This window comes from Streptomyces sp. SID5469, assembly GCF_009862865.1.
GTDB lineage: Bacteria > Actinomycetota > Actinomycetes > Streptomycetales > Streptomycetaceae > Streptomyces > Streptomyces avermitilis.
The window spans coordinates 7,277,704-7,302,392 of record NZ_WWIN01000001.1 but is presented as its reverse complement, the minus strand read 5'-3'; the positions used below and the strand labels follow the sequence as shown (position 1 = coordinate 7,302,392).

The window sequence follows — 24,689 nt, the reverse complement described above, 5'->3', positions numbered from 1 at the left end:
CCGGCCGTGCTTCACGGCTCTCGCACAGCCCTCCGGGAGATCATGGCCGCCCGCACGAGAGGCAGCGGGTAGCTTCGAGAAGCACGAGAAGGACACGGACAGGGGCGCAAAGGTGGACATCGCGGGCACGAGAAGGTTCCCGGCCTGGCTCCTGGCCTCCTGGGGCCTGACCAGGCTGGCGCTGCTGCTGTTCGTCTTCAAGGTGTTCGTCTTCCCGGGCCCGGACGTCACCGGCGACGTCTCGGTGATCTACCAGGGCTGGTACGAGACCCTGCGCACCGGCACCTTCCCGCTCGACGACGTCACCTGGCAGTACCCGCCCGCCGCCGCGCTCGCCATCCTCTCCCCCGCCCTGCTGCCCTTCCTCGACTACGCGTCGGCGTTCTTCGTCCTGGCCTTCCTCGCCGACCTGGCGGTCTTCTGTCTGCTCCAGTACACGGGCCTGCGCCCGGGCAGGACGCTGCGCGGCGCCTGGGTGTGGGTGGTGGGCGTCGCCCTGCTCGGCCCGACCGTGTACGCCCGCTACGACGTGATGGTCACCGCGGTCGCGGTCGCCGCACTGCTCGCGGGGGCCCGGCATCCGCGCGTGACGGGGGCGCTGATCGGCTTCGGGGCGCTGCTGAAGGTGTGGCCGGTACTGCTGCTGGTGGGCGCCGCCAGACGCCGGGTCTGGGCCTCGGCGACGGTGACCGTCGTCGCGGTCGCCTCCCTCTTCGCCCTGGCCATGCCCGGCGCCTTCGCCTTCCTGACCTTCCAGCGCGAGCGGGGCACCGAGGTGGAGTCGCTGGGCTCCCTGGTCTTCCATGTCGCCCGGCACTTCGGCTGGAACGGCCAGGTGCTGCTCAACTACGGCTCGGTGGAGTTCCTGGGCCCGTATGTCGGCGCGGTGAGCACCGCGGCCCTGTTCCTGACCGCGGTCGCCTTCGGCTGGCTGCTGCTGTGGCGGCTGCGCGCCAAGCGGTTCCTGGCGCACACGCTCGCGGACGCGGCGTTCACGGCGGTGCTGATGTTCACCGCCACGAGCCGGGTGATCAGCCCGCAGTACATGGTGTGGCTGGTCGGGCTCGCCGCGGTCTGTCTGTGCTTCCGGGGCAGCCGCATGACCGTGCCCGGCGGGCTGGTCCTCGCCGCGTGCTTCGTGACCGTGCTGGAGTTCCCCGTCTGGTTCTCGCACGTGGTCGGCAGCGACTGGATGGGCATCACACTGCTGTTCGCGCGCAACGGCCTCCTGATGGCCGCCGCGCTGACGGCCGCCCTGGAACTGTGGCGCGGCACGGTCCTGCCGCCGGTCCCCACGGTGCCCGGTCAGGCCACCCGCACCAGGGAGTCCCTGGCGTCCTCCTGACGGCGCACGCCGGGCAGGAGCGCGGCGCACTGCACCACCATGGCCAGCGCCAGGGCCAGACAGATCCCGGGCAGCCCGAGCCCTGACAGGGCGTACGCGAGCGGAAGCTGGACCGCCGTGCCGAGCAGCGTCACCCGCAGCAGCACAGGAGCGCCCCCGCTCCCCTCGAAGACCCCGCCGAGCGCGATGAAGCAGGCCATCAGCAGCAGATAGGGCCCGACGCAGCGCAGAAAGAGCACGCCCTGGTGCGCGACCTCGGGCCCGGCGCCGAAGGCGCGCATGACCCAGGGGGCGAGCACGCAGAGCAGGGCCGAGGCGAGCAGTCCCACCGTCCCCGAGACGACGACGGCCTGCCGCCCGATGGCCCGCCGCTCTCCCCCGCTCCCGGCTCCGGCCGAGCGGGAGGACGCCCGTCGGTCCGCGCCTCGCGTGTGCGCCGTGTGGATCGAGGCGGCCTGGCGCACCGCGTAGAAGGCCATGGTGGCGACGTACATCACCTTGTACGCGATCGAGTACGCGGCCACGGCGGTCACCCCGAGCCGGGCCACGATCGCGACGAGCACCAGCGCCCCGCCCTGGCGCACGGTGAAGTCGGCGGACATGGGCAGGCCGGTGCTCAGGGTCCGGCGCAGGGCGGCGCCGGTGGCCTCGGCGGGCCGGACGGCCGCGGCCCCGCGGAGCAGCGCGTTGCGGCGCAGGGCGAGCAGACCCACGCCGAGCGCGGCGCAGCGGCACAGCACCGTGGAGACGGCGGCGCCCCGGACGCCGTACCGGTGGATGAGCAACGGGTCGAGGGCCAGGATCAGCCCGTTGGCAAGCAGGGCGAGGCGCATCGGGGTGCGGGTGTCGCCGGCGCCCTTGAGGATGCCGTCGACGAGGTTCTGCGCGTAGAAGACGGTGATGCCCGGCAGGGAGATCGCGAAGTAGCCGACGGCGAGGGGCAGGGCCGGGCCCTCGCCGCCCAGCACCAGCCGGGCGAGCGGCTCGCGCAGCAGATATCCGCAGCCGGCGACCACCGGCGTGACCACCGCGCACAGCGCCCATCCCCCGCGCACGGCCGCCCGCACCGCGCCGGGGTCCTGCGCTCCCCTGGCGTGCGCGACCAGGACGGTCGTACCGGAGGCGAAGACCAGGGCGACTCCGAGCAGCACGTTCTCGGTGTTGGTGGCGACGGCCACGGCGGCCACGGCCGGGCCGCCGAGCCGGGAGACCCAGACGGTGTTGATGATCCCGGCGGCCACGGAGGCCAGCAGCGAGAAGTAGACGGGGCGGGCGAGCGAGATCAGTTGGGCGCGGTGGGCGTTCATGGGACCCCCTCGATGAGAGCTGCCTCGACGTGAGCTCCCTCAGGGCGGTATCTCGATTCGAGGTAGCCCGATTAGAGGTATCATTCTCGTACGACGACGGCAAGGTACGACGACGACAAGAAGGAGCCGACCCGGTACTGGAGCTGTCGTCGCCGGATCGGCCGGGCCGGGCCATCGGACGGGATCAGCCGAGCTGAGCCTTCAGATAGGCCCGCCACTGCGCGGTGAACTTCCGCGGCGTCGTGCCGAGTACGTCCTTCAGGGCGCCCTCGACCGCTCCCGCCCGCTTCCGGTGGTCCCCCACGGCCCGGTAGAAGTCGTCGAGCCGGACCTCTCCCCAGTGGTCCGCGATCATCCGGCAGGCCATCCAGCCGCCCTCGTACGCCTTCGCCAGCTTCCCCGCGTCCCCGCTGAAGCCGAAGTCCGCGTCGGCCGGCAGAGCGGCCGGCAGCTGCCCCTCCCGCACGGCCCGGTCCAGCTCCGGGGCGATCTGCGCCGCCGTGCGCCCCGAGCCGCGGTAGCCGACCCAGTCCGCGTAGCCCTCGGAGAGCCACAGGGGCGTGGCCGCCGTGGTGTGGGCGCGGGTGGCGACATGGGTGGCCTCGTGGGTGAGGACGACCTGCCTGCCGAAGTCGCCGAGCACGCCGTACGCGTCGGGGTTGACGACGATCCGGTCCGCCGGGGCCTTCGCCGCACCGCCCGCCTCCCCGGTGGTGACCGCCGCGATCCCCCGGTACCCGGACGCCGGCGCGCCGAGCAGCCCCGCCATCCCGTCCAGCGACTTCGGTACGAGCACCACCACCCGCCCCGCCCAGTCGGCGCCCCACGCCTGGGAGGCGGCGGGCACGGCACGGTCCGCCAGGTTCGCGTAACCCCGCAGCACCGAGTCCGGCTGCCCGACACCGAGGACGAGGCTGTGCTCACCGCGGACGATCCGCACGGCCCCCTGCTCCCACAGCTGCTCGCTGGACTTCTTCGCGGGCTCGTCGGACACCACGTACCACCCGCCGTCGCCGCGGGTCAGGCGCAGCATGCGGCCGGCCGTGACGGGCGCACGGTCGTATCCCTTGAGGCGGTAGTGGAGTTCGGCGGTGGCCGTGGCCCGCTCGCCGGAGCGGTGGAAGGCGGTGACGCGGTACGACCAGGAAGCCAGCGGGACACCGCGGAGGTTGCCGAACTCCTCGGCGCCCGTGGCGAGTTGGCCGGCGGCCGGGGCGACGGGCGACTCGGTCGCGAGGAACGCGGACCGGTCCCGGTGCAGCACCGCCGCGGCCCGCCGGTCGAGCACCCGCTGCACCTCGGCCGCCGAGGCGTCCCGCGCGGGCCGGCCACCGCAGCCGACCAGGGCGGCAAGCAGCAGCAGACAGCTCGCCAGCACCCCTGACGTACGCCCTCGACCAGCCACGTTTCCGATCGTACGCGGCGGTTCAGGGCCTCGTGACGGACGAGACCGGCATCATTCCGACCGGGTCGTAGCGCACCGGCGCCCCCGGGTACGGCGCGTGGATCACCTGGCCGTTGCCGACGTACATCCCGACATGGCCGGCATCCGACCGGTACACGACCAGATCGCCGGGCTGCGCCTGGGAGAGCGGCACCTGCCGGCCGGCGTACCGCTGCTCCTGCGAGGTGCGCGGCAGACCGACGCCGGCCTGCGCGTACGCCCACTGCATCAGTCCCGAACAGTCGAAGCCGCCGGGCCCGTTGGCGCCCCACACATACGGGCGGCCGAGCGCGGAGCGGGCCGCGGCGACGGCGGCCCCCGCGCGACCGCCCGGCGCGAGGACACCGGTGAGGTCGGGCATGCCGGAGCGACCGGCCCGCGACGCCCGTTCGAAGGCGGCGCGCTGGGCGTCCGGCAGCGCGTTGAGCAGCCGGCGCGCCGCCGCCAGCTTCTGCTCGACGGTCCGCTTGTGCCGGGCGACGGCCTTGCGGCTCTTCTCCAGCTCGGCCAGCCGGCCCGCGGCCTCCGCGCGCTCCTGGGCGACGTCACGCATGGCGTGCTGGAAGTCCTTCAACCGGGTCGCCTGACGGGCGCTGACGCGATGGAGCGCGGCGGCCCGGTCAAGATAGTCGTCCGGGTTGTCGGAGAAGAGCAGGGCGAGCGAGGGGTCCAGGCCGCCGGAGCGGTACTGGGCGCCGGCGAGCGAACCGAGCGCGTCCCGCATGGTGTTGATGCGCTCCTGCTGCCGGGCGATCTCGTCCTGCGCCTGCGACACCTGCTCGCGCAGGACGTCGGCGCGCTCGTCGGCCTTGTTGTACGCCTCGGTGGCCCGTTCGGCCTCCTCGTACAGGCGGTCCACCCGGGCCCGGGTGTCGTCGTGCGGGGCGGCGTCGGCCGGTACGGCGCCGAGTGCCGCTGCCGCGGTGGACAGTGCGCAGACCGCGGCACCGGCGCCCCGGTTGAAGCCGGACGGTGCAAGGCGGCGATGGGACCCCACGTGTAGCCGCACTCCCTTCCGCTGACGGACCCCCGGAGTTGGGGGAAACGCGGCAGACAGTAGCCGTGCGATCACACTCCGGCCAAAGGCCCCGACCGGCGCACAACGCCGACGCCCCGCCTCTGACGCAGGTCATCGGCGGGGCGTGGGGTCAGCGGGAGTCACCGCAATTCGCCCGATTGGGCGGCGCGGGGAGGGGGCCCTCAGCGGGTCCCGAAGGGTGTCAGATGCGGACGCCGAACTGGAACGGCATGTTGCCGATCGCCTCGTAGCGCACGACGGTGCCGGTACGCGGGGCGTGCAGCACCTGGCCGTTGCCCGCGTAGAAACCGACGTGGTGCTGGTCGCCGTAGAAGATGACCAGGTCGCCGACCTGGAGGTCGCTCTGCGAGTAGATGCGGGTACCGGCGTTGGCCTGCGCCTGCGAGGTGCGGGGGATGGAGACGCCGGCCTGCGCGTAGGCCCAGGAGGTCAGACCCGAGCAGTCGAAGGAGGAGGGGCCGGAGGCGCCGTAGACGTAGGGCGAGCCGATCTTCGACTGCGCGGCGGCGTACGCGGACGCGGCGCGCCCGGAGGCGGGCTTGGCGGAACCGCTGTCGTCGAGGGCGCTGCGCTCGCTGGCGCGGCTGGCGCGGCTCTGCTCGGCGGCGAGGGCCGCCTTCTCCTTGGCGGTCAGGGTGTTGAGAACCTTCTGCGCCTCGGCGAGCTTGCCCTGGACTTCCTTCTTCTTCTTGCTGAGCTCCGTGCGGGTGTCGGCAAGGTCCGCGAGCTTCTCGGAGGCTTCCTTGCGCTGCTGGGCCAGCGAGCGCTGCTTCTCCTGGATCTTCTTGAGCGCGTCGACCTGCTGACTGCTCAGCTGGTCCATCGTGGACGCCTTGTCCAGGAAGTCGTCCGGGTTCGAGGAGAGGAAGAGCTGGACGGAGGGGTCGATGCCGCCGGTGCGGTACTGGGCACTGGCCAGCGAACCGAGGCCGTCGCGCAGGTTGTTGAGCTCTTCCTGACCGCGGGCCACGTTGTCCTGGAGGGTGCCGATCTGCTTCTCGAGCTTGTCCTGCTTCTCCTTGGCCCCGTTGAGCTTCTCGGTGGCCTTCTCCGCCTCTTCGTAGAGCTTGTCGACCTTGGACTTGACCTCGTCCTTGCTCGGCTTCTCACTCGGCGCGGCGTTGGCGGCGTTCGCGCTGAGGACAACTGCTGCCGCTGCGGCGGTGGTGAGCACGGTCACACGGGTGCGGCTCGGCTGCTTGGGTCGACGGTGGGACGCCACGAAGGCGAGCTCCTTCTTCCTCCAGCCGCCTACCGACACGCCGGTGGGCGGTGCCCCTCCGCCGTCACTCCCAATGAGTGATCAACCGAGCGGGGGTTCGAGGCGACCCTAGTGACCTTCCTGTGATCGTTCAAATCCTCACGTGAAAAATCTCGGTCACCGAGCGCATTCTTTACACTCAACTCACATGCTGTAATGCGCGCTTGACGCTACGTTGCGTGAAGGTTCCGCCAATTCGGGCATCACGGACGGATGTTGCGGTTGGTGCGTACGTAACTCATGGGGTGAACGTGACAGATGTCCGCAGCCGTTTGCGAGGGGCAGGTTTGAGCCGCGTTCAGCCGCGCGAGAAGCGCTTGAGGAGCACCACGGACGCCACCGGGCGGGCGCCCGCCTTGGCGATGCCGTCCGCCACCTCGCGGTCGGTGGAGACGACGATGACGGGCCGGCCGGGCGGCTCCGCACGCACCAGCTGACGGATCAGCTCGTCGGCTGTGACGCCCGCTTTGGAGAACAGCACCCGCACTCCGCGCGGCGGCGCGAGCAGCACGGGAGCGGCCAGTTCGGCCCCGTCGAAGACGCACGTCACCTCGGCGCCGGTCTGCGCGGCGAGCTGCGAGAGCTGCCCGAGCAGTCTGAGGCGCTGCTTCTCCAACGGCATCTGCGGATAACCGGTCTTGGTGACGTTGTAGCCGTCGACGACCAGATGCGCCTGCGGCAGCGCGAGCAGCTGGTCGATGATCGCGGGGTCGTTTTCGGACAGCGCACGGGCGGCGATGTCCTTCGGGGTCATTCGTCCCGGTTCGACCGCGTCCACGGTCTCCGCGGGCCGTACGGACACGGGCGGCAGGGCGAGTTCACGCCGCAGCCCCTGCGCCGCGTCGAGCACCGTGTCGAGCAACAGCCGTACGCGCATGTCCTCGACGCTGCGCCCCTCGCGCGCGGCCTTGCGGCTGGCCTCCAGGGCCGCCTCGGTCTCACCGAGCCGCGCCTTGAGCCGCCGGGTCTCGCTCTCGGCGGCGGACACCTGGGCCTGCCCCTCGGCGCGGACGGCCTCGATCTCGCTCTGCACCTTGCGCAGCGCCGCCTCGCCGCGCTTGACGTCACTGAAGGCGCCGCGCAGCTTGCGGTGCAGCGATTCGGCTTCCTTCTTGGTCGATTCCAGCTCGGCGCGCAGCCGCTCGGTCTCCGCCTTCGTCCGGCCGCGGGCCTCGGCCAGCTCCTCGCGCAGCCGCTCCAGCTCGGCCCGGGTCTCGTCGTCCGCGCGCTCGGCGTCGGCACGCTGGGCCTCCTCGCCGGCGGCGGTCACCAGCTTCACCCAGCCCATGGGGCGCAGGACATAGGCCGCGGCCGCCACGTCCAGCGGGTCCGCGGCCGGGGGCGGCGAGCCGGAGTCGAGGGCGCCGGCCAGCTCCGGCTGAGCCTCTCTCAGCTTCTCGGCGATGCGCTGCCGGAAGATCGGGTCGGTCTCCAGAGCGGCCGCCATCGCGTTGCCGGCGAACTTGGCGCGCCGGTTCGGGGCGAAGCGGGCGTACTGCCTGAGCTGCGCGGGCAACTCGGCGACGGTCAGCCCGCCGAACCCGTCGGAGACGATCTGCACGACCCTGCGGCGCACGCCGTCGGGCAGCGGACGGTCGAGCACCTCGGCGGTGCCGTCGCCCGGCCCCCCGCCTGTGGTCTCCACCATCCGTCACCCCAATGCCTGTGCGGGGCCCGCTCCCGTCAGGAGCCGGCGCCCGGCCTGTCCACGAGTTCCACCTGGTCCACCGCGTTGCACCAGCGGCAGCGCACCGACTCGATGGTCTCACTGACCACGTCGCGCTCCTCGACGCTCGGCTCGCCCGCGAGGTCGAGGTGTACGTACTCGACGACCTTCGACGAGCGGGTCACGTCGAAACGCGTGAGGTTGCCGCACAAAGTGCAGCGCCACCGGGTCTCGGCAGTCGGCAGGGGAACCGTCATCGTGGCTGCTGTTCCTTCCAGTCTCCGGGAATCAGACACAGGATCTCACCCTACGGCCTGGCGGGTACTCGATGCCCGCCTGTCCACGGCGGCGAGGCACTCTGCGCGGTTCGGTCCCGTTACGCCATGCTCTGTTCCGTGATCAGCAGGTGGAGTACGACGGTCGGCAGCGCGGTCCGGGCACAGTCGGCGCCGGTGACGTACGGACTGATCGGCCTCTGCTGCCTGATCTTCGCGATCGGCCCCGCGGCGGGACTCAATCCCGCCCACGGCACCGGGGAGGGGCTGCTCGCCGCGCAGCAGACCTACTTCGCCCGCTGGGGCGTGGTGCCCGCGGAGCTCTTCAGCGGAGCCCCGCGCGCGGCACTCACCCCGGCCACGGCGCTCTTCGTGCACGGCAGCTGGATCCATCTGCTGGGCAACATGCTCTTCCTCTACGTCTTCGGGGCGATGGCCGAGGAACGCCTGGGACACCTCGAGTTCGCCCTGTTCTATCTGGGCTGCGGCTATCTCGCCCTGCTCGGGTACGCGGCGGCCAACGCCGGCTCGACGCAGACGCTGGTCGGCGCGTCCGGATCGATCTCCGCGGTCCTCGGCGCGTTCCTCTACCTGTTCCCCGGGGCCCGGGTGACCAGTCTCTTCCCGTTCCTCTTCTTCCTGCCGCTGCGCCTTCCGGCCTGGGTCGTCCTGCCCTTCTGGGCCGCCCTCCAGTGGCTGGCCGCGAGCCGCGTCGCCACCGGCCCGAGCGTCGCCTACCTGGCCCACCTGGTGGGCTTCTCGCTCGGCTTCCTCTACGCGTGGGTGCGCTACGGACGGACGACTAGAGTGAAAACCCCAGCAGCGGCCCCCGAGGGAGAAAACCAGCCGTGATCACCGCGATCGTGCTCATCAAGACCAGCGTGGACCGGATCCCCGAGATCGCGGAGTCGATCGCCGCCCTCGACTCCGTCAGCGAGGTCTTCTCCGTCACCGGCACGTACGACCTGATCGCCATGGTCCGCGTCAAGGCCCACGACGACCTGGCGGACGTCATCCCCGGCAGCATCAGCAAGATCCCGGGCGTCGAGGCCACGGACACGCACGTGGCGTTCCGTACGTACTCCCAGCACGACCTGGAGGCGGCGTTCGCGATCGGTCTCGACTCGTGAACCCCGCCTCCTGACCCGGAGCCCGGTCAGACCGCCGGCACGCAGCGCCCGTCCTCGGTCCGGTACTGCCACCGGGCACCTTCCCGCACGAGCTCCTTGACCGCGCGCACGAAGCGCTCCACGTGCTCGTCGGGGGTGCCGGCGCCGAAGCTGACGCGGATCGCGTTGAGGGACTTCTCGCCGGGCGCCGCCTCGGGGGCGCCGCACTCGCCCTGGACCTGCGGGTCGCTGCCGAGCAGGGTGCGCACCAGCGGGTGGGCGCAGAAGAGGCCGTCGCGGACGCCGATGCCGTACTCGGCGGAGAGCGCGGCGGCGAAGTGGGAGCTGTTCCAGCCCTCGACGACGAAGGAGATGACGCCGACGCGGGGGGCGTCGTCGCCGAAGAGGGAGAGGACCCTGACCTCGGGCACCTCGGCGAGACCCGCGCGGACGGTGCCGATCAGCTGCTGCTCCCGGGCGACGAGGTTGTCGTAGCCGGCCTCGGTGAGCGCCTTGCAGGCGGAGGCGATGGAGTAGGCGCCGATGACGTTCGGCGAGCCGGCCTCGTGCCGGGCGGCGCTCTCGTGCCACTCCACGTCCACCCCGCCGTCCGTACGCCGCGTGACCTTGCGGCTGGCGCCGCCGCCGGCGAGGTACGGCTCGGCCGCACGCAGCCAGTCGGCGCGTCCGGCGAGCACACCGGACCCGAACGGCGCGTACAGCTTGTGCCCGGAGAAGGCGACCCAGTCGACGTCCAACTCCCGTACGGAGACGGGGTGGTGGGGCGCGAGCTGGGCGGCGTCGAGGACGATGCGGGCGCCGTGCGCATGGGCGGCGGCGGCCAGTTCACGTACCGGCCACAGCTCGCCGGTGACGTTGGAGGCACCGGTGACGCACACCAGGGCCGGACCGTGCGGGTCACGGCCGGCGAGGGCGCGCTCGAGGGTCTCGACGGCCTGCTGGGGGGTGCGCGGGGCGTTCAGGTACGTCACCCGGGCGTCGCGCCACGGCAGCAGCGAGGCGTGGTGCTCGGTCTCGAAGACGAAGACCTGGCAGTCGGCCGGAAGGGCGGCGGCGAGGAGATTGAGCGAGTCGGTGGTGGACCGGGTGAAGACGACCTGGTCGCCGTCCCGGCAGTCGAGGAACTCGGCGACGGTCCTGCGGGCGTTCTCGAACAGGTCGGTGGACAGCTGGGAGAGATACCCGGCACCCCGGTGGACGGAGCCGTAGTAGGGGGCGTACGCGGCGACGTCGTCCCAGACGCGCTGGAGGGCGGGGGCGCTGGCGGCGTAGTCGAGGGCGGCGTAGGTGACCTCGCCACCGGTGACGAGCGGGACGGTGACCTCGCGGCCCAGAACGGGCAGGTGTCCCGAAATGTCACAGCAAACGGTCTGGTCGGCGGCAGCGGTGGAGACGGACATGGGTGTACTCCCGTGAAGAGCAGGCGGAATCACCGTGCCGGACAGCGCGAAACGCGCACGTCAACGGCACAGGAAAGGTGAAAAGGGGATTGCGGAGGCGGGGCTCGGCGCCCTATCGCATTCGCTTGCTCACGGAAGGCTCCCTCGAACGACCAGGACCCCTGGTGATTACGAGGGGTCCGCGCTTGCCGTAGACCTCGCTGCCTACGACCTGGTCTTCACCCGGGGCACCCCGCCACGGACGGAGGGTTGCCGGACAGTCGGCCGGGGCCTCATGACTGTCGCTCATGACCTGATACAGCATCTTGCCATACGATCTTCGACGCGCAAGGCGCAGTCCAGAATCCGGACCGCGCCCCGCGTCACCTCGCCACGGCTCAGGCGTTGCTGGCCGCCACCCACCGCTCCAGCGCCCTCTTCGCGGCTCCCGAGTCGATCGCCTCCGCCGCCTGCGCCATACCCGCGCGCAGCTGCTCCGCGAGGGTCCCGGCGCCCGGGGACAGGGCCACCAGGGCCGCCGCCGAGTTCAGCAGCACCGCGTCCCGTACCGGCCCCGTCTCGCCGTTCAGCAGGCGCCGGGCGACATCCGCGTTGTACGCCGCGTCCGCGCCCCGCAGCGCCTCCACCGGGACCAGGTCGAGGCCGACGTCGCGGGGGTCGAAGGACTCCTCGGTGACCTTGCCCTCGCGGACGACCCAGACCCGGGAGGTCGACGTGGTGGTCAGCTCGTCGAGGCCGTCGTCGCCGCGGAAGACCAGCGAGGAGTTGCCGCGCTCGGCGAAGACACCGGCCACGATGGGGGCCATGCGGGGGTCGGCGACTCCGACGGCCTGTGCCTTCACCCGGGCCGGATTCGTCAGCGGGCCGAGGACGTTGAACGTCGTCCGGATCCCCAACTGCCCCCGCGCCGCCGCCACATGCCGCAGCGCCGGATGGAACTTCACCGCGAAGCAGATGGTGATCCCGGCTTCCTCGGCCACCTCGGCGACCCGCTTGGGGGTCAGCTGAAGATTGATGCCGAGCTTCTCCAGGACGTCCGAGGAACCGGACGCGGAGGACGCGGCCCGGTTGCCGTGCTTGACGACCTTGGCACCCGTGCCGGCCACGACGATCGACGACATCGTGGAGATGTTGACGGTCTTCGCGCCGTCACCGCCGGTGCCGACGATGTCGACGGTCGCTCCGGGCACCTCGATCAGATTCGCGTGCTCGTACATCGCCCGGACCAGCCCGGAGATCTCCTCGACCGTCTCGCCCTTGGCGCGCAGCGCCACCAGGAACCCGGCGATCTGCGCGTCCGTGGCCTCGCCGCGCATGATCCGGTCCATCGCCCAGGCCGTGTCGTCCGCGCTCTGGTCGCGGCCGTCGAGCAGGCCGTTCAGCACCTCGGGCCAGGAACGGCCCGCCGCGATGTCGCCTCCAGCGGGGTTCACAGCGCTCATGGTCGCTCCTGGGTTCGTAGCCGTACGACGGTGGAACTCAGCCCCCTTAAGCCCCAGGGGGTGAGTCCACCCTATCCAGGTGGAGAGACGGCAAAGAGCCCCGTCCATGCAATGGACGGGGCTCCTGCCGTGGCGATCAGTACAGATCAGTCAGGTGATCAGTGGTGGCCGTGGCCGCTCGTGATCTCCTTGTACTCCTCGACGGTGGGCTTGGGGATCTGGTTGTCGTCCCCGTAGTACGCGCCGCTGAGCTTGGCGCGCAGCTTCTCCGTCACCTTGGGCTTGCGCTCGACACCGTTCTCGTCGACCACCGGGCCGATCGCGGCCGGCTCGTACTGCTCGTGCGCGGTGAGCGTGTGCAGCGCGTCCTGGCTGAGCGGCTCGTGGATCTCGATGAACTCACCGTGCGGCAGGCGCTTGATGATGCCCGACTCACGGCCGTGCAGCACCTTGTCCCGGTCCCGGCGCTGGAGGCCGAGGCAGATCCGCTTGGTGATGACGAACACGAGGACCGGCACGACGAAGAAGCCGATCCGGACGAACCAGGTGATCGAGTTGATCGACAGGTGGAAGTGCGTCGCCCAGAGGTCGTTGCCGCCACCGATGAGCAGGACGAAGTACCAGCTGATCCAGGCCGCGCCGAACCCGGTCCGGGTCGGGACGTTGCGCGGGCGGTCCAGGATGTGGTGCTCGCGCTTGTCGCCGGTGACCCAGGACTCGATGAACGGGTAGACCGCGATCGCGGCCAGGACCAGCGGGAAGATCACCAGCGGGATGAACACGCCCAGGACGAGCGTGTGACCCCAGAGGTTGATCTCCCAGCCCGGCATGACACGGATCAGGCCCTCGGAGAAGCCCATGTACCAGTCGGGCTGGGCGCCCGTGGACACCATGTCCGGACGGTAGGGGCCCATGGACCAGATCGGGTTGATGGAGGCGATCGCCGCGATGGCCGCGATGACACCGAAGACCAGGAAGAAGAAGCCTCCGGCCTTGGCCATGTAGACCGGCAGCAGCGGCATGCCGACGACGTTGTTGTTCGTCTTTCCGGGGCCCGCGAACTGCGTGTGCTTGTGGTAGAAGACCAGGATCAGGTGGCCGACCACCAGGCCGAGCATGATGCCCGGCAGCAGCAGGACGTGGACCGAGTAGAAGCGGGCCACGAAGTCGCCGCCCGGGAACTCGCCGCCGAAGAGGAAGAACGACAGGTACGTGCCCACGATCGGCACGGACAGGACCGCGCCCTCCATGAAGCGGACACCGGTGCCGGAGAGCAGGTCGTCCGGGAGCGAGTAACCGGTGAAGCCGGTGAACATGCCGAGGACGAACAGCAGGAAGCCGAACAGCCAGTTGACCTCACGCGGCTTGCGGAACGCACCCGTGAAGAAGACGCGCATCATGTGCACGAACATGCCGGCGAGGAAGATCAGCGCCGCCCAGTGGTGGATCTGCCGGATCAGCAGACCACCGCGCACATCGAAGGAGATGTGCATGGTCGAGTTGAACGCCTCCGACATCAGCTGCCCCTGGAGCGGGACATAGCTGCCGTTGTACGTCACCTCGTTCATCGACGGGTGGAAGAACAGCGTCAGATACACACCCGTGAGGATGATGATGATGAAGCTGTAGAGGCAGACCTCACCCAACATGAACGACCAGTGGTCGGGGAAGATCTTGCGCATGTTGGACTTGGCCAGGGAGTAGATCCCCAGGCGGCCGTCGGCCCAGTCGGCGACCCGCTCACCGGCGGGCGCCTTCCCGCGCGCACGCGAGTCGGGGGACGGTGTGTTTGACGTGGCGCTCATCCGCGCTCCCAGAATGCAGGACCGACGGGCTCTTCGAAGTCGCCGAGCGCCTCGAGGTAGCCCTCGTCGTTCACACCGATGCGCAGCTGCGGCAGGGCGTGACCGGCCGGGCCGAAGATCACTCGGGCACCGTCGGAGAGGTCGAAGGTGGACTGGTGGCACGGGCACAGCACGTGGTGCGTCTGCTGCTCGTACAGGGAGATCGGGCAGCCGACGTGGGTGCAGATCTTCGAGTAGGCCACGATGCCCTCGTGGGACCACTCGAGTTCCTTCTTGTCCTTGATGTTGTCCGGCTGAAGCCGGACGATCATCAGGGCCGCCTTCGCGATCTCCTTCTGGAAGTCCTCGTCGTGCTCCTCCAGGCCCTCGGGCTTGGCGAAGGTCAGCGAACCGACCGCGACGTCCGCGGGACGCAGCGGCTCGTTCGTGTTCATGTTGACGAGCTGGAGACCCTTGCGCCACATCGTGTGCCGCAGCTTGGTCTCGGGCAGCGGACCGAGGTCGCGCAGCAGCATGACGCCGGAGAGCGGGAACAGGGCCAGCGCGCCGAACATCGTGTTGCGGATCAGCTTGCGGCGGCCGAGCACGGACTCCTTGGCGCCCTCCTTGAAGTCGGCCAGAACCTTGGCCTTGACCTCCGGCGGCGCCTCGATCGGGTGCCGCTCGTCGGCGATCTCCACGTCGGACATCAGGGTGCGGGCCCAGTGGACCGCGCCCGCGCCGATCGTGAAGAGCGCGACGCCGAGCGACAGGCCCAGCGCGAAGTTCAGCGCGCTGATGTGCCCGATCGGGAAGACATAGATCGCCTCTTCCTTCGGGATCGCCACGTACGAGGCGATGAAGGCGACGGTGGCCAGCATCGACACCGTGAACAGGAAGGCGACGACACGCTCGGACCGCTGGGCGGCCCGCTCGTCGATGTCCTGGACGCGGTGCTCGTGGGGCGGCAGACCCGGGTTGGCGAACGGGTTCTGCTCGTCCGCGACGGCTACCGCACCGTGACCGTGCGCATCTTCGTCGGTGGCCCGCTCAGCGGGACGGTTCTCTTCTGGAATCTCTTGGCTACTCATGACTTCTTGGCCTTTGCGGTCCGAGCGGCGACCCAGACGGCGACGGCGATCAGCGTGCCGAGGCCGAAGACCCAGCCGAACAGGCCCTCGCTGACCGGCCCGAGGCCGCCCAGGCTGAGGCCGCCGGGCTCGACGGTTTCGTCACCGTTGACCGCGTCGAGGTACGCGATGATGTCCTTCTTGTTCTTCTCCGACAGGGTCGTGTCGGGGAAGGACGGCATGTTCTGCGGGCCGGTCTGCATGGCCTCGTAGATGTGCTTCGGGTCGACGCCCTCGAGGCTCGGCGCGAACTTGCCGTGCGTCAGCGCGCCGCCCTTACCGGTGAAGTTGTGGCACTGCGCGCAGTTGGTACGGAAGAGCTCGCCGCCCTTGGCGATGTCCGCGCCCTCGGGGCTGACCTGGTTCTTCGTCGGGATCGAGGGACCGGCACCGAGCGAGGCGATGAACGCCGCGAGCTGGTCGATCTCGGCCTGCGTGTAGATGACCTTCTTCTTCGGCACCTGAGCGCCGGGCTGCTGGGCCGGCATCCGGCCCGTGCCGACCTGGAAGTCGACGGCCGCGGCACCCACGCCCACCAGTTGCGGACCGTCGGTGGTCCCCTGACCGCCGGCGCCGTGGCAGCTGGCGCAGCCTACGGCGTAGAGCTTCTTGCCCTCGTCGATGGCGAGGGACTGGGCGGTGTCATCGGCCTGCGCCTTGCTCGCGGGAGCGAACGCGGCGTACAGCCCCCCGGTGGCCGCCAGCGCGAGGAGTAGGACGACGACCGCCGCCAGCGGATGGCGTCGTCGTGCGGAGAGCTTTTTCACGGATTACCCCGGTGTCAGGATCTTCTGCGTCGATGCTTCTGGATGTTCGGACTTCTGGCCCGATTACTTGATCATGTAGATCGTGGCGAAGAGGCCGATCCAGACGACATCGACGAAGTGCCAGTAGTAGGACACGACGATGGCGGCGGTTGCCTGCTCGTGAGTGAATCTCCGGGCCGCGTAGGTGCGGCCGAGGACCAGCAGGAAGGCGATGAGACCGCCCGTCACGTGCAGGCCGTGGAAGCCGGTGGTCAGGTAGAACACCGAGCCGTACGGGTCGGAGGAGAGCGAGAGCCCGTCCTTCTTGACCAGCTCGGTGTATTCGAAGACCTGACCGCCGATGAAGATCGCACCCATGATGAAGGTGACGATGAACCACATCCGGAGCTTCTTCACGTCCCCGCGCTCGGCGGCGAACACGCCGAGCTGGCAGGTCAGGGAGGAAAGCACCAGGATCGTGGTGTTCGTCGCGGAGAACGGGAAGTTGAGATGGCTCGCCATCTCCTTCCAGTGCTCCGGCCCGGTCACCGATCGCAGGGTGAAGTACATCGCGAAGAGGGCCGCGAAGAACATCAGCTCGGAACTCAGCCAGATGATGGTTCCGACGCTGGTGAGGTTCGGCCGGTTGACCGACGGGTGCGCGTGCCCGGTTTCTACTGTCGTTGCTGTCGCCACGACCGACATTATGTCGGTCGCTTATCTCGCCCTCACTCCCGGGGGTGCCGTTCGGGGTGTCCGAGCCCCATGTGCTGCCCATATGGCCCATCGAAGCCCTGTCCGAACCGGTGTTGACGAGGTGTTCAAGGGAGTAGCATCCGCGCATCGGTCCAAGTCCGTACGACGCTGATGTCTCGGAGGAAGAATGCAGCCGACCGCCACGGTGCTGGTCTACAGCGACGACTCCAACACCCGCGAACAGGTCCGGCTCGCCACCGGACGCCGTCCGGCGCCGGACGTGCCCGTGGTGGAGTTCCTGGAGTGCGCGACGCCGGCCGCCGTGATCGCGGAGCTGGACAAGGGCGGCATCGACGTCTGCGTGCTGGACGGCGAGGCCGTGCCGATGGGCGGGATGGGTCTCTGCCGGCAGATCAAGGACGAGGTCTTCAACTGCCCGCCCGTGCTGCTGCTGATCGGGCGACCCCAGGACGCCTGGCTGGCCACGTGGAGCCGTGCGGACGCCGCGGTGACGCTGCCGGTGGATCCGGTGGAGTTCGCGGCCGCGCTGGCCTCTCTGTTGCGTCAGAAGGCTCTGATCGGCTGAGAGCTCGGGGGGCCGTACCGCGCCTCGTTCGGGGCGCGGTGCCACCCCCCGGGTCTTCACACCGTCTCGGGCCGCAGCTTGGCCCGGTCCGCCGGGCTCGGCCCGTCCGGGGTGCCGGCCATCAGGGCGCTGCCCGTGCGCCAGTTCTTCCAGTCGAGGTTCCAGTCTCCGTAGCCGTTCCCGAACGGGTCCATGTTGTCGCCGTTCGAGTTGACGACCTTGACGATGTCGCCCTCCCGCACGGTGTCGAAGAACCACTCCGCGTTGCTGGTGCTCATCCCGGTGCAGCCGTGGCTGACGTTGGCGGACCCCTGGGAGCCGACCGACCAGGGCGCCGCGTGGACGTACTCGCCGCTCCAGGTCACCCGGGTCGCGTAGTACACCGGCAGGTCGTACGAGTCCGACGAGCCCTCGGCGATGCCGACGGTGGTACCGCGCATCCGTACGAAGTACTCCTTGCCCAGCACGACCTTGACGCCGTTGCGGGTCTCGAAGCCGGCCTTGCCGGTGGTGACGGGGATCTGGTTGATCTCCTTGCCGTTGCGGAAGACCGTCATCGAGTGTGCGGCGGCGTCCGTGACGGCGATCAGGCTGTCGCCGGTGGTGAGCTTCAGGGGCTTCACGTCGCCGCCCCAGAGCCGCTCGGCGACCTTGACGCCCTTCAGGTTGCTGTGCGCCGTGATGGTGGCGTGGGTGGGCCAGTACTCCTTGGGGCGGTAGTGCAGCGTCTTGTCGTCCACCCAGTGCCAGGCGCCCTCCACCACGGGCTTCGAGTCGACCTTGAGGGCGCGCTCGATGACCGTACGGGCGGCCTTGTCCTTGACGGGGGCACTGAGTGTGGCGGTGACGGGCTGGCCGACGCCGTACGTGCCCGCCTCGGGGCCGAACGCCACCCCCAGCTCCTTCTTGGTCTTCGGGACGCTGGTGGTGAAGGTGATGTCCTTGCGGCCGGGTGCGCCGTCCTCGTCCTCCGTGCTCACCCGCACCGTGTACCGGCTGCCGGCGGCCAGTGGTGAGGTGCTGTGCCAGCGGCTGCCGTCGGCGGCGAGTTCGCCCGCCACGTAGCGGCCGCTCGCGTCGGTGGCCGTGACGTCCGTGATGCGGCCGTCCGAGCCCGAGGCGGTGATCTCCAGGGGCTTGTCGGGGTCGGCCTTCTTGCTGTCGCCGACAGGGGCGTTGAAGGCGATCTGACCCGCCGCGTCGTACGGCTTCGCCGAGAGCGGGTGACCGTCGGAGGTGCAGGCGGTGAGGCCCGCCGCGCCCAGGGCGATCACCAGCAGGGTGCAGCTGACGACCGTGCGGTTTCGCGGTGAGTGGTTCATGGCTTCACGCTAAGAACCTCCGTCGGTCACGGCGCGGCGAGTGAGCCGAGCGAGGGACGGCGGACGCGAGAAAAGAAAGAGCCCGGACTCTCCTGACGGAGTGTCCGGGCTCCCGTGCGCTCAGCGCGTGCTACTGACCACGCCCGCGAGGGGCGGGTACTGCTGGGGCGGTTCCTACTGGGTGCGGCTCTCGCCGCGGTAGTACTCGAAGACCCAGCCCCACAGGCCGATCAGGATGATCGGGGCCGAGAAGTAGAGCAGCCACCAGCCGAAGACGACGCCCATGAAGGCCAGCGCGCCACCGATGCCGAGGGCGAGCGGCTGCCAGCTGTGCGGGCTGAAGAAGCCCACCTCGCCGGCGTCGTCCGCGACGTCGGCCTCCTTGTTGTCCTGGGCACCCGCGTCGACCCGCCGGGCCGTGAAGGCCAGGTAGTAGCCGATCATGATGCTCAGGCCGAAGGCCAGGAAGAGCGCGGTGGTGCCCGCCGGCTCCTTCGACCACACGCCATAGATGATCGCCATGGCGAGGATGAAGACGGCCAGCCAGATGAACATCTTGCCCTGGATCTTCACTTGCCGGCCTCCTTGCCACCAGCGACGGCGGCCTTCTCACCGTGACCGGCGTTCTCGAGCTGGTCGAGCGCGGCGATCTCCGGGTGGTGCAGGTCGAAAGCCGGGGATTCGGAGCGGATCCGCGGCAGGGTGAGGAAGTTGTGCCGCGGCGGCGGGCAGGACGTGGCCCACTCCAGGGAGCGGCCGTAGCCCCACGGGTCGTCGACGCCGACCGGCTTGCCGTACTTGGCCGTCTTCCACACGTTGTAGAGGAACGGCAGGATCGACAGGCCGAGCAGGAACGAGCAGATCGTCGAGATCGTGTTCAGGGCGGTGAAGCCGTCGGCCGCGAGGTAGTCCGCGTAACGACGCGGCATGCCCTCCGCACCCAGCCAGTGCTGGATGAGGAACGTGCCGTGGAAGCCGACGAACAGCGTCCAGAACGTGATCTTGCCGAGGCGCTCGTCGAGCATCTTGCCGGTGAACTTCGGCCACCAGTAGTGGAAGCCGGAGAACATCGCGAACACGACGGTGCCGAACACCACGTAGTGGAAGTGCGCCACCACGAAGTACGAGTCCGAGACGTGGAAGTCCATCGGCGGCGAGGCCAGGATGACACCGGTCAGACCACCGAAGGTGAAGGTGATCAGGAAGCCGGTCGCCCAGAGCATCGGGGTCTCGAAACTCAGGGACCCCTTCCACATCGTTCCGATCCAGTTGAAGAACTTCACGCCTGTTGGTACGGCGATGAGGAACGTCATGAAGGAGAAGAACGGGAGCAGTACGCCACCCGTGACGTACATGTGGTGCGCCCACACCGTCACGGAAAGGCCGGCGATCGCGATGGTGGCGCCGATGAGACCCATGTAGCCGAACATCGGCTTGCGACTGAACACCGGGATCACTTCGGAAATGATCCCGAAGAACGGCAGGGCGATGATGTACACCTCTGGATGGCCGAAGAACCAGAAGAGGTGTTGCCAGAGCAGTGCTCCGCCGTTTGCCGCGTCGAACACATGGGCACCGAACTTGCGGTCCGCCTCCAGGGCGAACAGCGCGGCGGCCAGGACCGGGAAGGCCAGCAGGACGAGCACACCGGTCAGCAGCACGTTCCACACGAAGATCGGCATGCGGAACATGGTCATGCCGGGGGCACGCATGCAGATGATCGTGGTGATGAAGTTGACCGAGCCGAGGATGGTGCCGAAGCCGGAGAAGGCCAGACCCATGATCCACATGTCGGCGCCGATGCCCGGCGAGCGGACCGCGTCCGACAGCGGGCTGTAGGCGAACCAGCCGAAGTCGGCCGCGCCCTGCGGGGTGAGGAAGCCGCCGACCGCGATGAGCGAGCCGAACAGGTAGAGCCAGTAGGCGAACATGTTCAGCCGCGGGAACGCCACGTCGGGCGCGCCGATCTGCAGCGGCATGATCCAGTTCGCGAAACCGGCGAACAGCGGCGTCGCGAACATCAGCAGCATGATCGTGCCGTGCATCGTGAACGCCTGGTTGAACTGCTCGCTCGACATGATCTGCATACCGGGCCGGGCGAGTTCCGCGCGCATGAGCAGCGCCATGACGCCGCCGATGCAGAAGAACGCGAAGGACGTCACCAGATACAGCGTGCCGATCGTCTTGTGGTCGGTGGTGGTGAGCCACTTGACCACGACATTGCCGGGCTGCTTGCGCCGTACCGGCAGCTCGTTCTCGTAAGAGTCCTCAGCTGCGGCGGCACCCTGGGGTTCGTTGAGGATGCTCACAGGTTGTTCGTCTCCCGGTTCTTCTCGTGGCTCGTCTGCGCGATGCCGGCGGGAACGTAACCGGTCTGCCCCTTCTTCGCGAGGTCCTTGAGATGCTGCTGGTAGCGCTCGGGGGAGACGACCTTCACGTTGAACAGCATCCGGGAGTGGTCGACGCCGCAGAGCTCGGCGCACTTGCCCAGGAAGGTGCCCTCCCTGTTGGGGGTCACCTGGAAGGAGTTGGTGTGGCCCGGGATGACGTCCTGCTTCATGAGGAACGGCACCACCCAGAAGGAGTGGATGACGTCACGCGAAGTGAGGACGAAGCGGACCGTCTTGCCCTTGGGCAGCCAGAGGGTCGGACCCGGGTTGTTGGTCTGCGGGTTCCGCGTGCCGGGCGTGCCGACGTCGTAGACACCGCCGGCGTTCGCCGGGAAGGCTTCCTTGAACCGGTCCGGAATGGCCGCCAGGTTCTTGTCGGTCTTCGCGTTGCCGGTCGAGCCGTCGACGTTCTCGATGTAGTTGAAGCCCCAGCTCCACTGGAAGCCGACCACGTTGACCGTGACGTCGGGCTTCTTGGAGAGGTCGAGGAGCTTCGACTCGTCGCGGGCCGTGAAGTAGAAGAGCACCGAGACGATGATGAGCGGGACCACCGTGTACAGCGCCTCGATGGGCATGTTGTACCTGGTCTGCGGGGGAACTTCGACCTTGGTGCGGCTGCGCCGGTGGAAGATGGTCGCCCACAGGATCAAGCCCCAGACCAGCACGCCGGTGGCGAGCGCGGCAGCCCAGGAGCCCTGCCACAGGGAGAGGATCCGCGGAGCCTCTTCCGTGACTGGGGTGGGCATGCCAAGGCGGGGGAAGTCCTTGTATGTGCAACCGGTAGCGGTCGCCAGGACCAGGCCCGCAGTCAGTGCCTGCAGCAGCTTCCGCCGCATCGGGCGCCGCGGCGAGCGGTCGGAGCCGTTGGGACTCACGTAGCGCCTTCCCGAGAGTCTCGCCCGCGCTGTTCGGCTGCGGCCTCGCTGGTCGGTCGCCGCCCTGCGTCGGGCAGGGGTTTGGATGTTTATGCGGACCAAACCCTACTGGACGCTATTTGGGGTCGCGCGGGGAGGGTGCCCAACGCGCCGCCGGACACCCCGAAGGGGTGGAATGCCCGACTCCGGGCCTCATCTGACGGCCCCTCCGACGTCTCGTACGACGCCTGCGCCCCACATCCCCGCCCTCGCCGCCGCCCACGTCCCCGTCCACGTCCCCGCCGAGCGCGCGGTTCGCAGGAGTGTTCGCAGGAGTTAGCGTGGCGGCGTGTCCTACTTCGACGCCGCGTCCGCCGCTCCCCTCCACCCCGTCGCCCGGCAGGCCCTTCAGGCCTCGCTCGACGAGGGGTGGGCCGACCCCGCACGCCTCTACCGCGAGGGGCGACGGGCCCGGCTGCTGCTCGACGCGGCCCGCGAGGCGGCCGCCGAGGCGGTGGGCTGCCGGCCGGACGAGCTGGTCTTCAACTCGTCCGGCACGCGTGCGGTGCACTCCGGGGTAGCGGGCGCGCTGGCGGGCCGGCGGCGTGTCGGACGCCACCTGATCGTGTCAGCGGTCGAACACTCTTCGGTACTCCATTCGGCGGAGGTGTTCGAGACGGAGGGCGGGACGGTGACCCGGGTCGCGGTGGACCGTACGGGCACGGTCGCGCCGGCCTCGTACGCCGAAGCTCTGCGCCCGGACACCGCGCTGGCCTGTCTCCAGTCGGCGAACCACGAGGTGGGCACGGAGCAGCCGGTGGCCGCGGTGGCCGACGTGTGCCGGGCGGCGGGGGTGCCGCTGCTGGTGGACGCGGCGCAGTCGCTGGGCTGGGGCCGGGTGGCGGGTGACTGGTCGCTGCTGACGGCGAGCGCCCACAAGTGGGGCGGCCCGTCGGGCGTCGGGCTTCTCGTGGTGCGTAAAGGTGTGCGATTCGCGCCCCAAGGGCCCACGGACGAGCGGGAGTCGGGGCGGGCGGCGGGGTTCGAGAACCTCCCGGCGATCGTGGCCGCCGCGGCGTCGCTGCGGGCGGTGCGCGCCGAGGCGGCGGAAGAGGCGGTACGGCTGCGGGAGCTGACGGACCGGATCCGGGTACGGGTGCCCGAGCTGGTCGGGGACGTGGAGGTGGTCGGCGACCCGGTCCGCCGGCTGCCCGGCATCGTCACCTTCTCGTGTCTCTATGTCGACGGGGAGACCCTGCTGCACGAGCTGGACCGGGCCGGTTTCTCCGTCTCGTCCGGCTCGTCCTGTACGAGCAGCACCCTGACGCCGAGCCATGTGCTGAGGGCGATGGGGGTGCTGAGCGAGGGCAATGTGCGGGTGTCGCTGCCGCTCGGCACGCCGGCGGAGGATGTCGACCGCTTCCTGGAGGTGCTTCCCGGCACGGTGTCGGCGGTCCGCGACAAGCTGGGCGCGCCGGTGTCGGCGCCCGCGACGGCCGTACGGGCGGAGTCCCTCGTCGTGGACTCCCTGGGCAAGCGGTGCCCGATCCCGGTCATCGAGCTGGCCAAGGTCATCGGGGACGTGCCCGTCGGCGGCACGGTCCGCGTCCTGTCGGACGACGAGGCGGCCCGCCTGGACATTCCCGCGTGGTGCGAGATGCGCGGGCAGGAGTACGTCGGGGAGGAGCCGGCGGACCACGGCTCGGCCTATGTGGTCCGCCGGTTGTCCTAGGTCCTGTCCGGCCTGATCGGCCGGACAGGGCCTGGTCAGGCGAGGTGCCGGCGGACCTCTACGGCCGCGTCGTCGCCGTACGCCTTGGTGAAGCGGTCCATGAAGTGGGCGCGGCGCAGCTGGTACTCCTGGGTGCCGACCGTCTCGATGACCAGCGTGGCGAGCATGCAGCCCACCTGGGCGGCGCGCTCGAGGGAGACGCCCCAGGCGAGGGCGGACAGGAAACCCGCGCGGAACGCGTCGCCGACGCCGGTCGGGTCCGCCTTGCGCTCCTCCTCGGGGCAGCCCACCTCGATCGGGTCCTGGCCGGCCCGCTCGATGCGCACGCCCTGCGCGCCGAGGGTGGTCACGCGGTGGCCGACCTTCGACAGGATCTCCTCGTCGCTCCAGCCGGTCTTGGACTCGATGAGCCCCTTCTCGTACTCGTTGGAGAAGAGGTAGGTCGCCCCGTCCAGCAGTATCCGGATCTCGTCGCCGTTCATACGGGCGATCTGCTGCGAGAAGTCGGCCGCGAAGGGGATCGAGCGGGACCGGCACTCCTCCGTGTGGCGCAGCATCGCCTCCGGGTCGTCCGCGCCGATCAGGACCAGGTCGAGCCCGCCCACGCGGTCGGCGACCGACTTGAGCTCGATCAGCCGGGCCTCGCTCATCGCGCCCGTGTAGAAGGAGCCGATCTGGTTGTGGTCGGCGTCCGTGGTGCACACGAAGCGGGCGGTGTGCAGCACCTCGGAGATGCGCACGGAGGCCGTGTCGACGCCGTGCCGGTCCAGCCAGGCGCGGTACTCCTGGAAGTCCGAGCCCGCCGCGCCGACCAGGATCGGCGACGTACCGAGCTGCCCCATGCCGAAGGCGATGTTCGCGCCGACGCCACCCCGGCGTACGTCGAGATTGTCGACCAGGAAGGAGAGGGAGACCGTGTGCAGCTGGTCCGCGACGAGCTGGTCGGCGAAACGGCCGGGGAAGGTCATGAGGTGGTCGGTGGCGATGGAGCCGGTGACTGCGATACGCACGGCGAGGACACGCTCCTGCGGGGGAAGGGATTGACAGTTCACGCTACCCGGTCGACGGGGGCCCACTGAAGCGGGCAAAACTACCCGATAGTAGATCTTTCTTCGTGGACCCGACCGTGTCTACGGTTCC

22 protein-coding genes and 1 riboswitch are annotated in these 24,689 nt (G+C 69.7%); of the genes, 5 read left to right on the top strand and 17 right to left on the bottom strand.

The window, feature by feature from the left end:
• The first annotated feature begins 112 nt into the window (after nt 1-112).
• Nucleotides 113-1,345 (top strand): glycosyltransferase family 87 protein, encoded by a 1,233-nt coding sequence (locus tag GTY58_RS31580; protein WP_010987467.1) that lies wholly within the window; start codon nt 113-115, stop codon nt 1,343-1,345.
• Here the strand turns inward: GTY58_RS31580 and GTY58_RS31575 are convergent.
• The 6 genes from GTY58_RS31575 to GTY58_RS31550 all read right to left on the bottom strand — a co-directional run bounded on the left by GTY58_RS31575 (nt 1,306) and on the right by GTY58_RS31550 (nt 8,319).
• Nucleotides 1,306-2,652, bottom strand: coding sequence for an MATE family efflux transporter (locus GTY58_RS31575; RefSeq protein WP_010987466.1), 1,347 nt, complete (start codon nt 2,650-2,652; stop codon nt 1,306-1,308). The two genes, GTY58_RS31580 and GTY58_RS31575, sit on opposite strands and share 40 nt — an antisense overlap.
• A gap of 184 nt (nt 2,653-2,836) precedes the next feature.
• Nucleotides 2,837-4,057, bottom strand: coding sequence for a hypothetical protein (locus GTY58_RS31570; RefSeq protein WP_010987465.1), 1,221 nt, complete (start codon nt 4,055-4,057; stop codon nt 2,837-2,839).
• Between the two features lie 22 nt (nt 4,058-4,079).
• Complete coding sequence (locus GTY58_RS31565; RefSeq protein WP_010987464.1) at nt 4,080-5,093, bottom strand: C40 family peptidase; 1,014 nt, start codon at nt 5,091-5,093, stop codon at nt 4,080-4,082.
• A gap of 223 nt (nt 5,094-5,316) precedes the next feature.
• A complete protein-coding gene (locus GTY58_RS31560) occupies nt 5,317-6,357 on the bottom strand; it encodes a C40 family peptidase (RefSeq protein WP_010987463.1) in 1,041 nt (346 codons plus the stop codon).
• A 337-nt stretch (nt 6,358-6,694) separates the two neighbouring features.
• Nucleotides 6,695-8,044 carry an NYN domain-containing protein gene (locus GTY58_RS31555; RefSeq protein WP_010987462.1) on the bottom strand — a complete coding sequence of 450 codons (1,350 nt, stop codon included), beginning with the start codon at nt 8,042-8,044 and terminating at the stop codon, nt 6,695-6,697.
• A 35-nt stretch (nt 8,045-8,079) separates the two neighbouring features.
• Nucleotides 8,080-8,319, bottom strand: coding sequence for a hypothetical protein (locus GTY58_RS31550; protein ID WP_037646729.1), 240 nt, complete (start codon nt 8,317-8,319; stop codon nt 8,080-8,082).
• 126 nt (nt 8,320-8,445) lie between these two features.
• On the opposite strand from GTY58_RS31550, the gene GTY58_RS31545 reads away from it, so the two are divergent.
• Both GTY58_RS31545 and GTY58_RS31540 read left to right on the top strand, forming a co-directional pair.
• On the top strand, nt 8,446-9,189 hold the full coding sequence (locus tag GTY58_RS31545) for a rhomboid family intramembrane serine protease (protein WP_010987460.1): 744 nt from the start codon (nt 8,446-8,448) through the stop codon (nt 9,187-9,189).
• Nucleotides 9,186-9,467: an Lrp/AsnC ligand binding domain-containing protein gene (locus GTY58_RS31540; RefSeq protein ID WP_010987459.1), complete on the top strand. Its 282-nt coding sequence runs from the start codon at nt 9,186-9,188 to the stop codon at nt 9,465-9,467. The genes GTY58_RS31545 and GTY58_RS31540 overlap by 4 nt, the downstream gene beginning before the upstream one ends.
• A gap of 26 nt (nt 9,468-9,493) precedes the next feature.
• Here the strand turns inward: GTY58_RS31540 and GTY58_RS31535 are convergent, their stop codons facing one another.
• The 6 genes from GTY58_RS31535 to GTY58_RS31510 form a co-directional block, all read right to left on the bottom strand.
• Entirely contained in the window at nt 9,494-10,867 is a 1,374-nt protein-coding gene (locus tag GTY58_RS31535) for an aminotransferase class V-fold PLP-dependent enzyme (RefSeq protein WP_010987458.1), read from the bottom strand.
• Nucleotides 10,868-11,043: 176 nt separating this feature from the next.
• A riboswitch (SAM riboswitch) is annotated at nt 11,044-11,160 on the bottom strand.
• Between the two features lie 84 nt (nt 11,161-11,244).
• A complete protein-coding gene (gene trpD, locus GTY58_RS31530; RefSeq protein WP_010987457.1) occupies nt 11,245-12,309 on the bottom strand; it encodes an anthranilate phosphoribosyltransferase in 1,065 nt (354 codons plus the stop codon).
• Between the two features lie 158 nt (nt 12,310-12,467).
• On the bottom strand, nt 12,468-14,114 hold the full coding sequence (locus GTY58_RS31525; RefSeq protein WP_010987456.1) for a ubiquinol-cytochrome c reductase cytochrome b subunit: 1,647 nt from the start codon (nt 14,112-14,114) through the stop codon (nt 12,468-12,470).
• On the bottom strand, nt 14,111-15,184 hold the full coding sequence (locus GTY58_RS31520) for a Rieske 2Fe-2S domain-containing protein (protein ID WP_010987455.1): 1,074 nt from the start codon (nt 15,182-15,184) through the stop codon (nt 14,111-14,113). The genes GTY58_RS31525 and GTY58_RS31520 overlap by 4 nt, the downstream gene beginning before the upstream one ends.
• Nucleotides 15,181-15,990, bottom strand: coding sequence for a c-type cytochrome (locus GTY58_RS31515; protein WP_010987454.1), 810 nt, complete (start codon nt 15,988-15,990; stop codon nt 15,181-15,183). Before GTY58_RS31515 ends, GTY58_RS31520 begins: the two co-directional genes overlap by 4 nt.
• A gap of 63 nt (nt 15,991-16,053) precedes the next feature.
• Complete coding sequence (locus GTY58_RS31510) at nt 16,054-16,674, bottom strand: heme-copper oxidase subunit III (RefSeq protein WP_010987453.1); 621 nt, start codon at nt 16,672-16,674, stop codon at nt 16,054-16,056.
• A gap of 178 nt (nt 16,675-16,852) precedes the next feature.
• Between GTY58_RS31510 and GTY58_RS31505 the strand changes: the two genes are divergently transcribed.
• The gene (locus GTY58_RS31505) at nt 16,853-17,251 is read left to right on the top strand and encodes a response regulator transcription factor (protein ID WP_010987452.1); all 399 of its coding nucleotides are present in this window, start codon (nt 16,853-16,855) and stop codon (nt 17,249-17,251) included.
• A gap of 56 nt (nt 17,252-17,307) precedes the next feature.
• On the opposite strand, the gene GTY58_RS31500 is transcribed toward GTY58_RS31505, so the two are convergent.
• The 4 genes from GTY58_RS31500 to coxB all read right to left on the bottom strand — a co-directional run bounded on the left by GTY58_RS31500 (nt 17,308) and on the right by coxB (nt 21,838).
• Nucleotides 17,308-18,573, bottom strand: a complete 1,266-nt coding sequence (locus GTY58_RS31500) for an Ig-like domain-containing protein (protein ID WP_010987451.1) — start codon at nt 18,571-18,573, stop codon at nt 17,308-17,310.
• A gap of 174 nt (nt 18,574-18,747) precedes the next feature.
• Nucleotides 18,748-19,146 (bottom strand): cytochrome c oxidase subunit 4, encoded by a 399-nt coding sequence (locus GTY58_RS31495; RefSeq protein WP_010987450.1) that lies wholly within the window; start codon nt 19,144-19,146, stop codon nt 18,748-18,750.
• Nucleotides 19,143-20,882, bottom strand: a complete 1,740-nt coding sequence (gene ctaD / locus GTY58_RS31490; RefSeq protein WP_010987449.1) for a cytochrome c oxidase subunit I — start codon at nt 20,880-20,882, stop codon at nt 19,143-19,145. The genes GTY58_RS31495 and ctaD overlap by 4 nt, the downstream gene beginning before the upstream one ends.
• The gene (gene coxB, locus GTY58_RS31485; RefSeq protein ID WP_010987448.1) at nt 20,879-21,838 is read right to left on the bottom strand and encodes a cytochrome c oxidase subunit II; all 960 of its coding nucleotides are present in this window, start codon (nt 21,836-21,838) and stop codon (nt 20,879-20,881) included. Before coxB ends, ctaD begins: the two co-directional genes overlap by 4 nt.
• A gap of 328 nt (nt 21,839-22,166) precedes the next feature.
• Between coxB and GTY58_RS31480 the strand changes: the two genes are divergently transcribed.
• The gene (locus GTY58_RS31480) at nt 22,167-23,549 is read left to right on the top strand and encodes a cysteine desulfurase/sulfurtransferase TusA family protein (protein WP_010987447.1); all 1,383 of its coding nucleotides are present in this window, start codon (nt 22,167-22,169) and stop codon (nt 23,547-23,549) included.
• Between the two features lie 35 nt (nt 23,550-23,584).
• On the opposite strand, the gene GTY58_RS31475 is transcribed toward GTY58_RS31480, so the two are convergent.
• Nucleotides 23,585-24,559, bottom strand: coding sequence for a carbohydrate kinase family protein (locus tag GTY58_RS31475; RefSeq protein WP_037646724.1), 975 nt, complete (start codon nt 24,557-24,559; stop codon nt 23,585-23,587).
• Nucleotides 24,560-24,689: the final 130 nt, after the last annotated feature.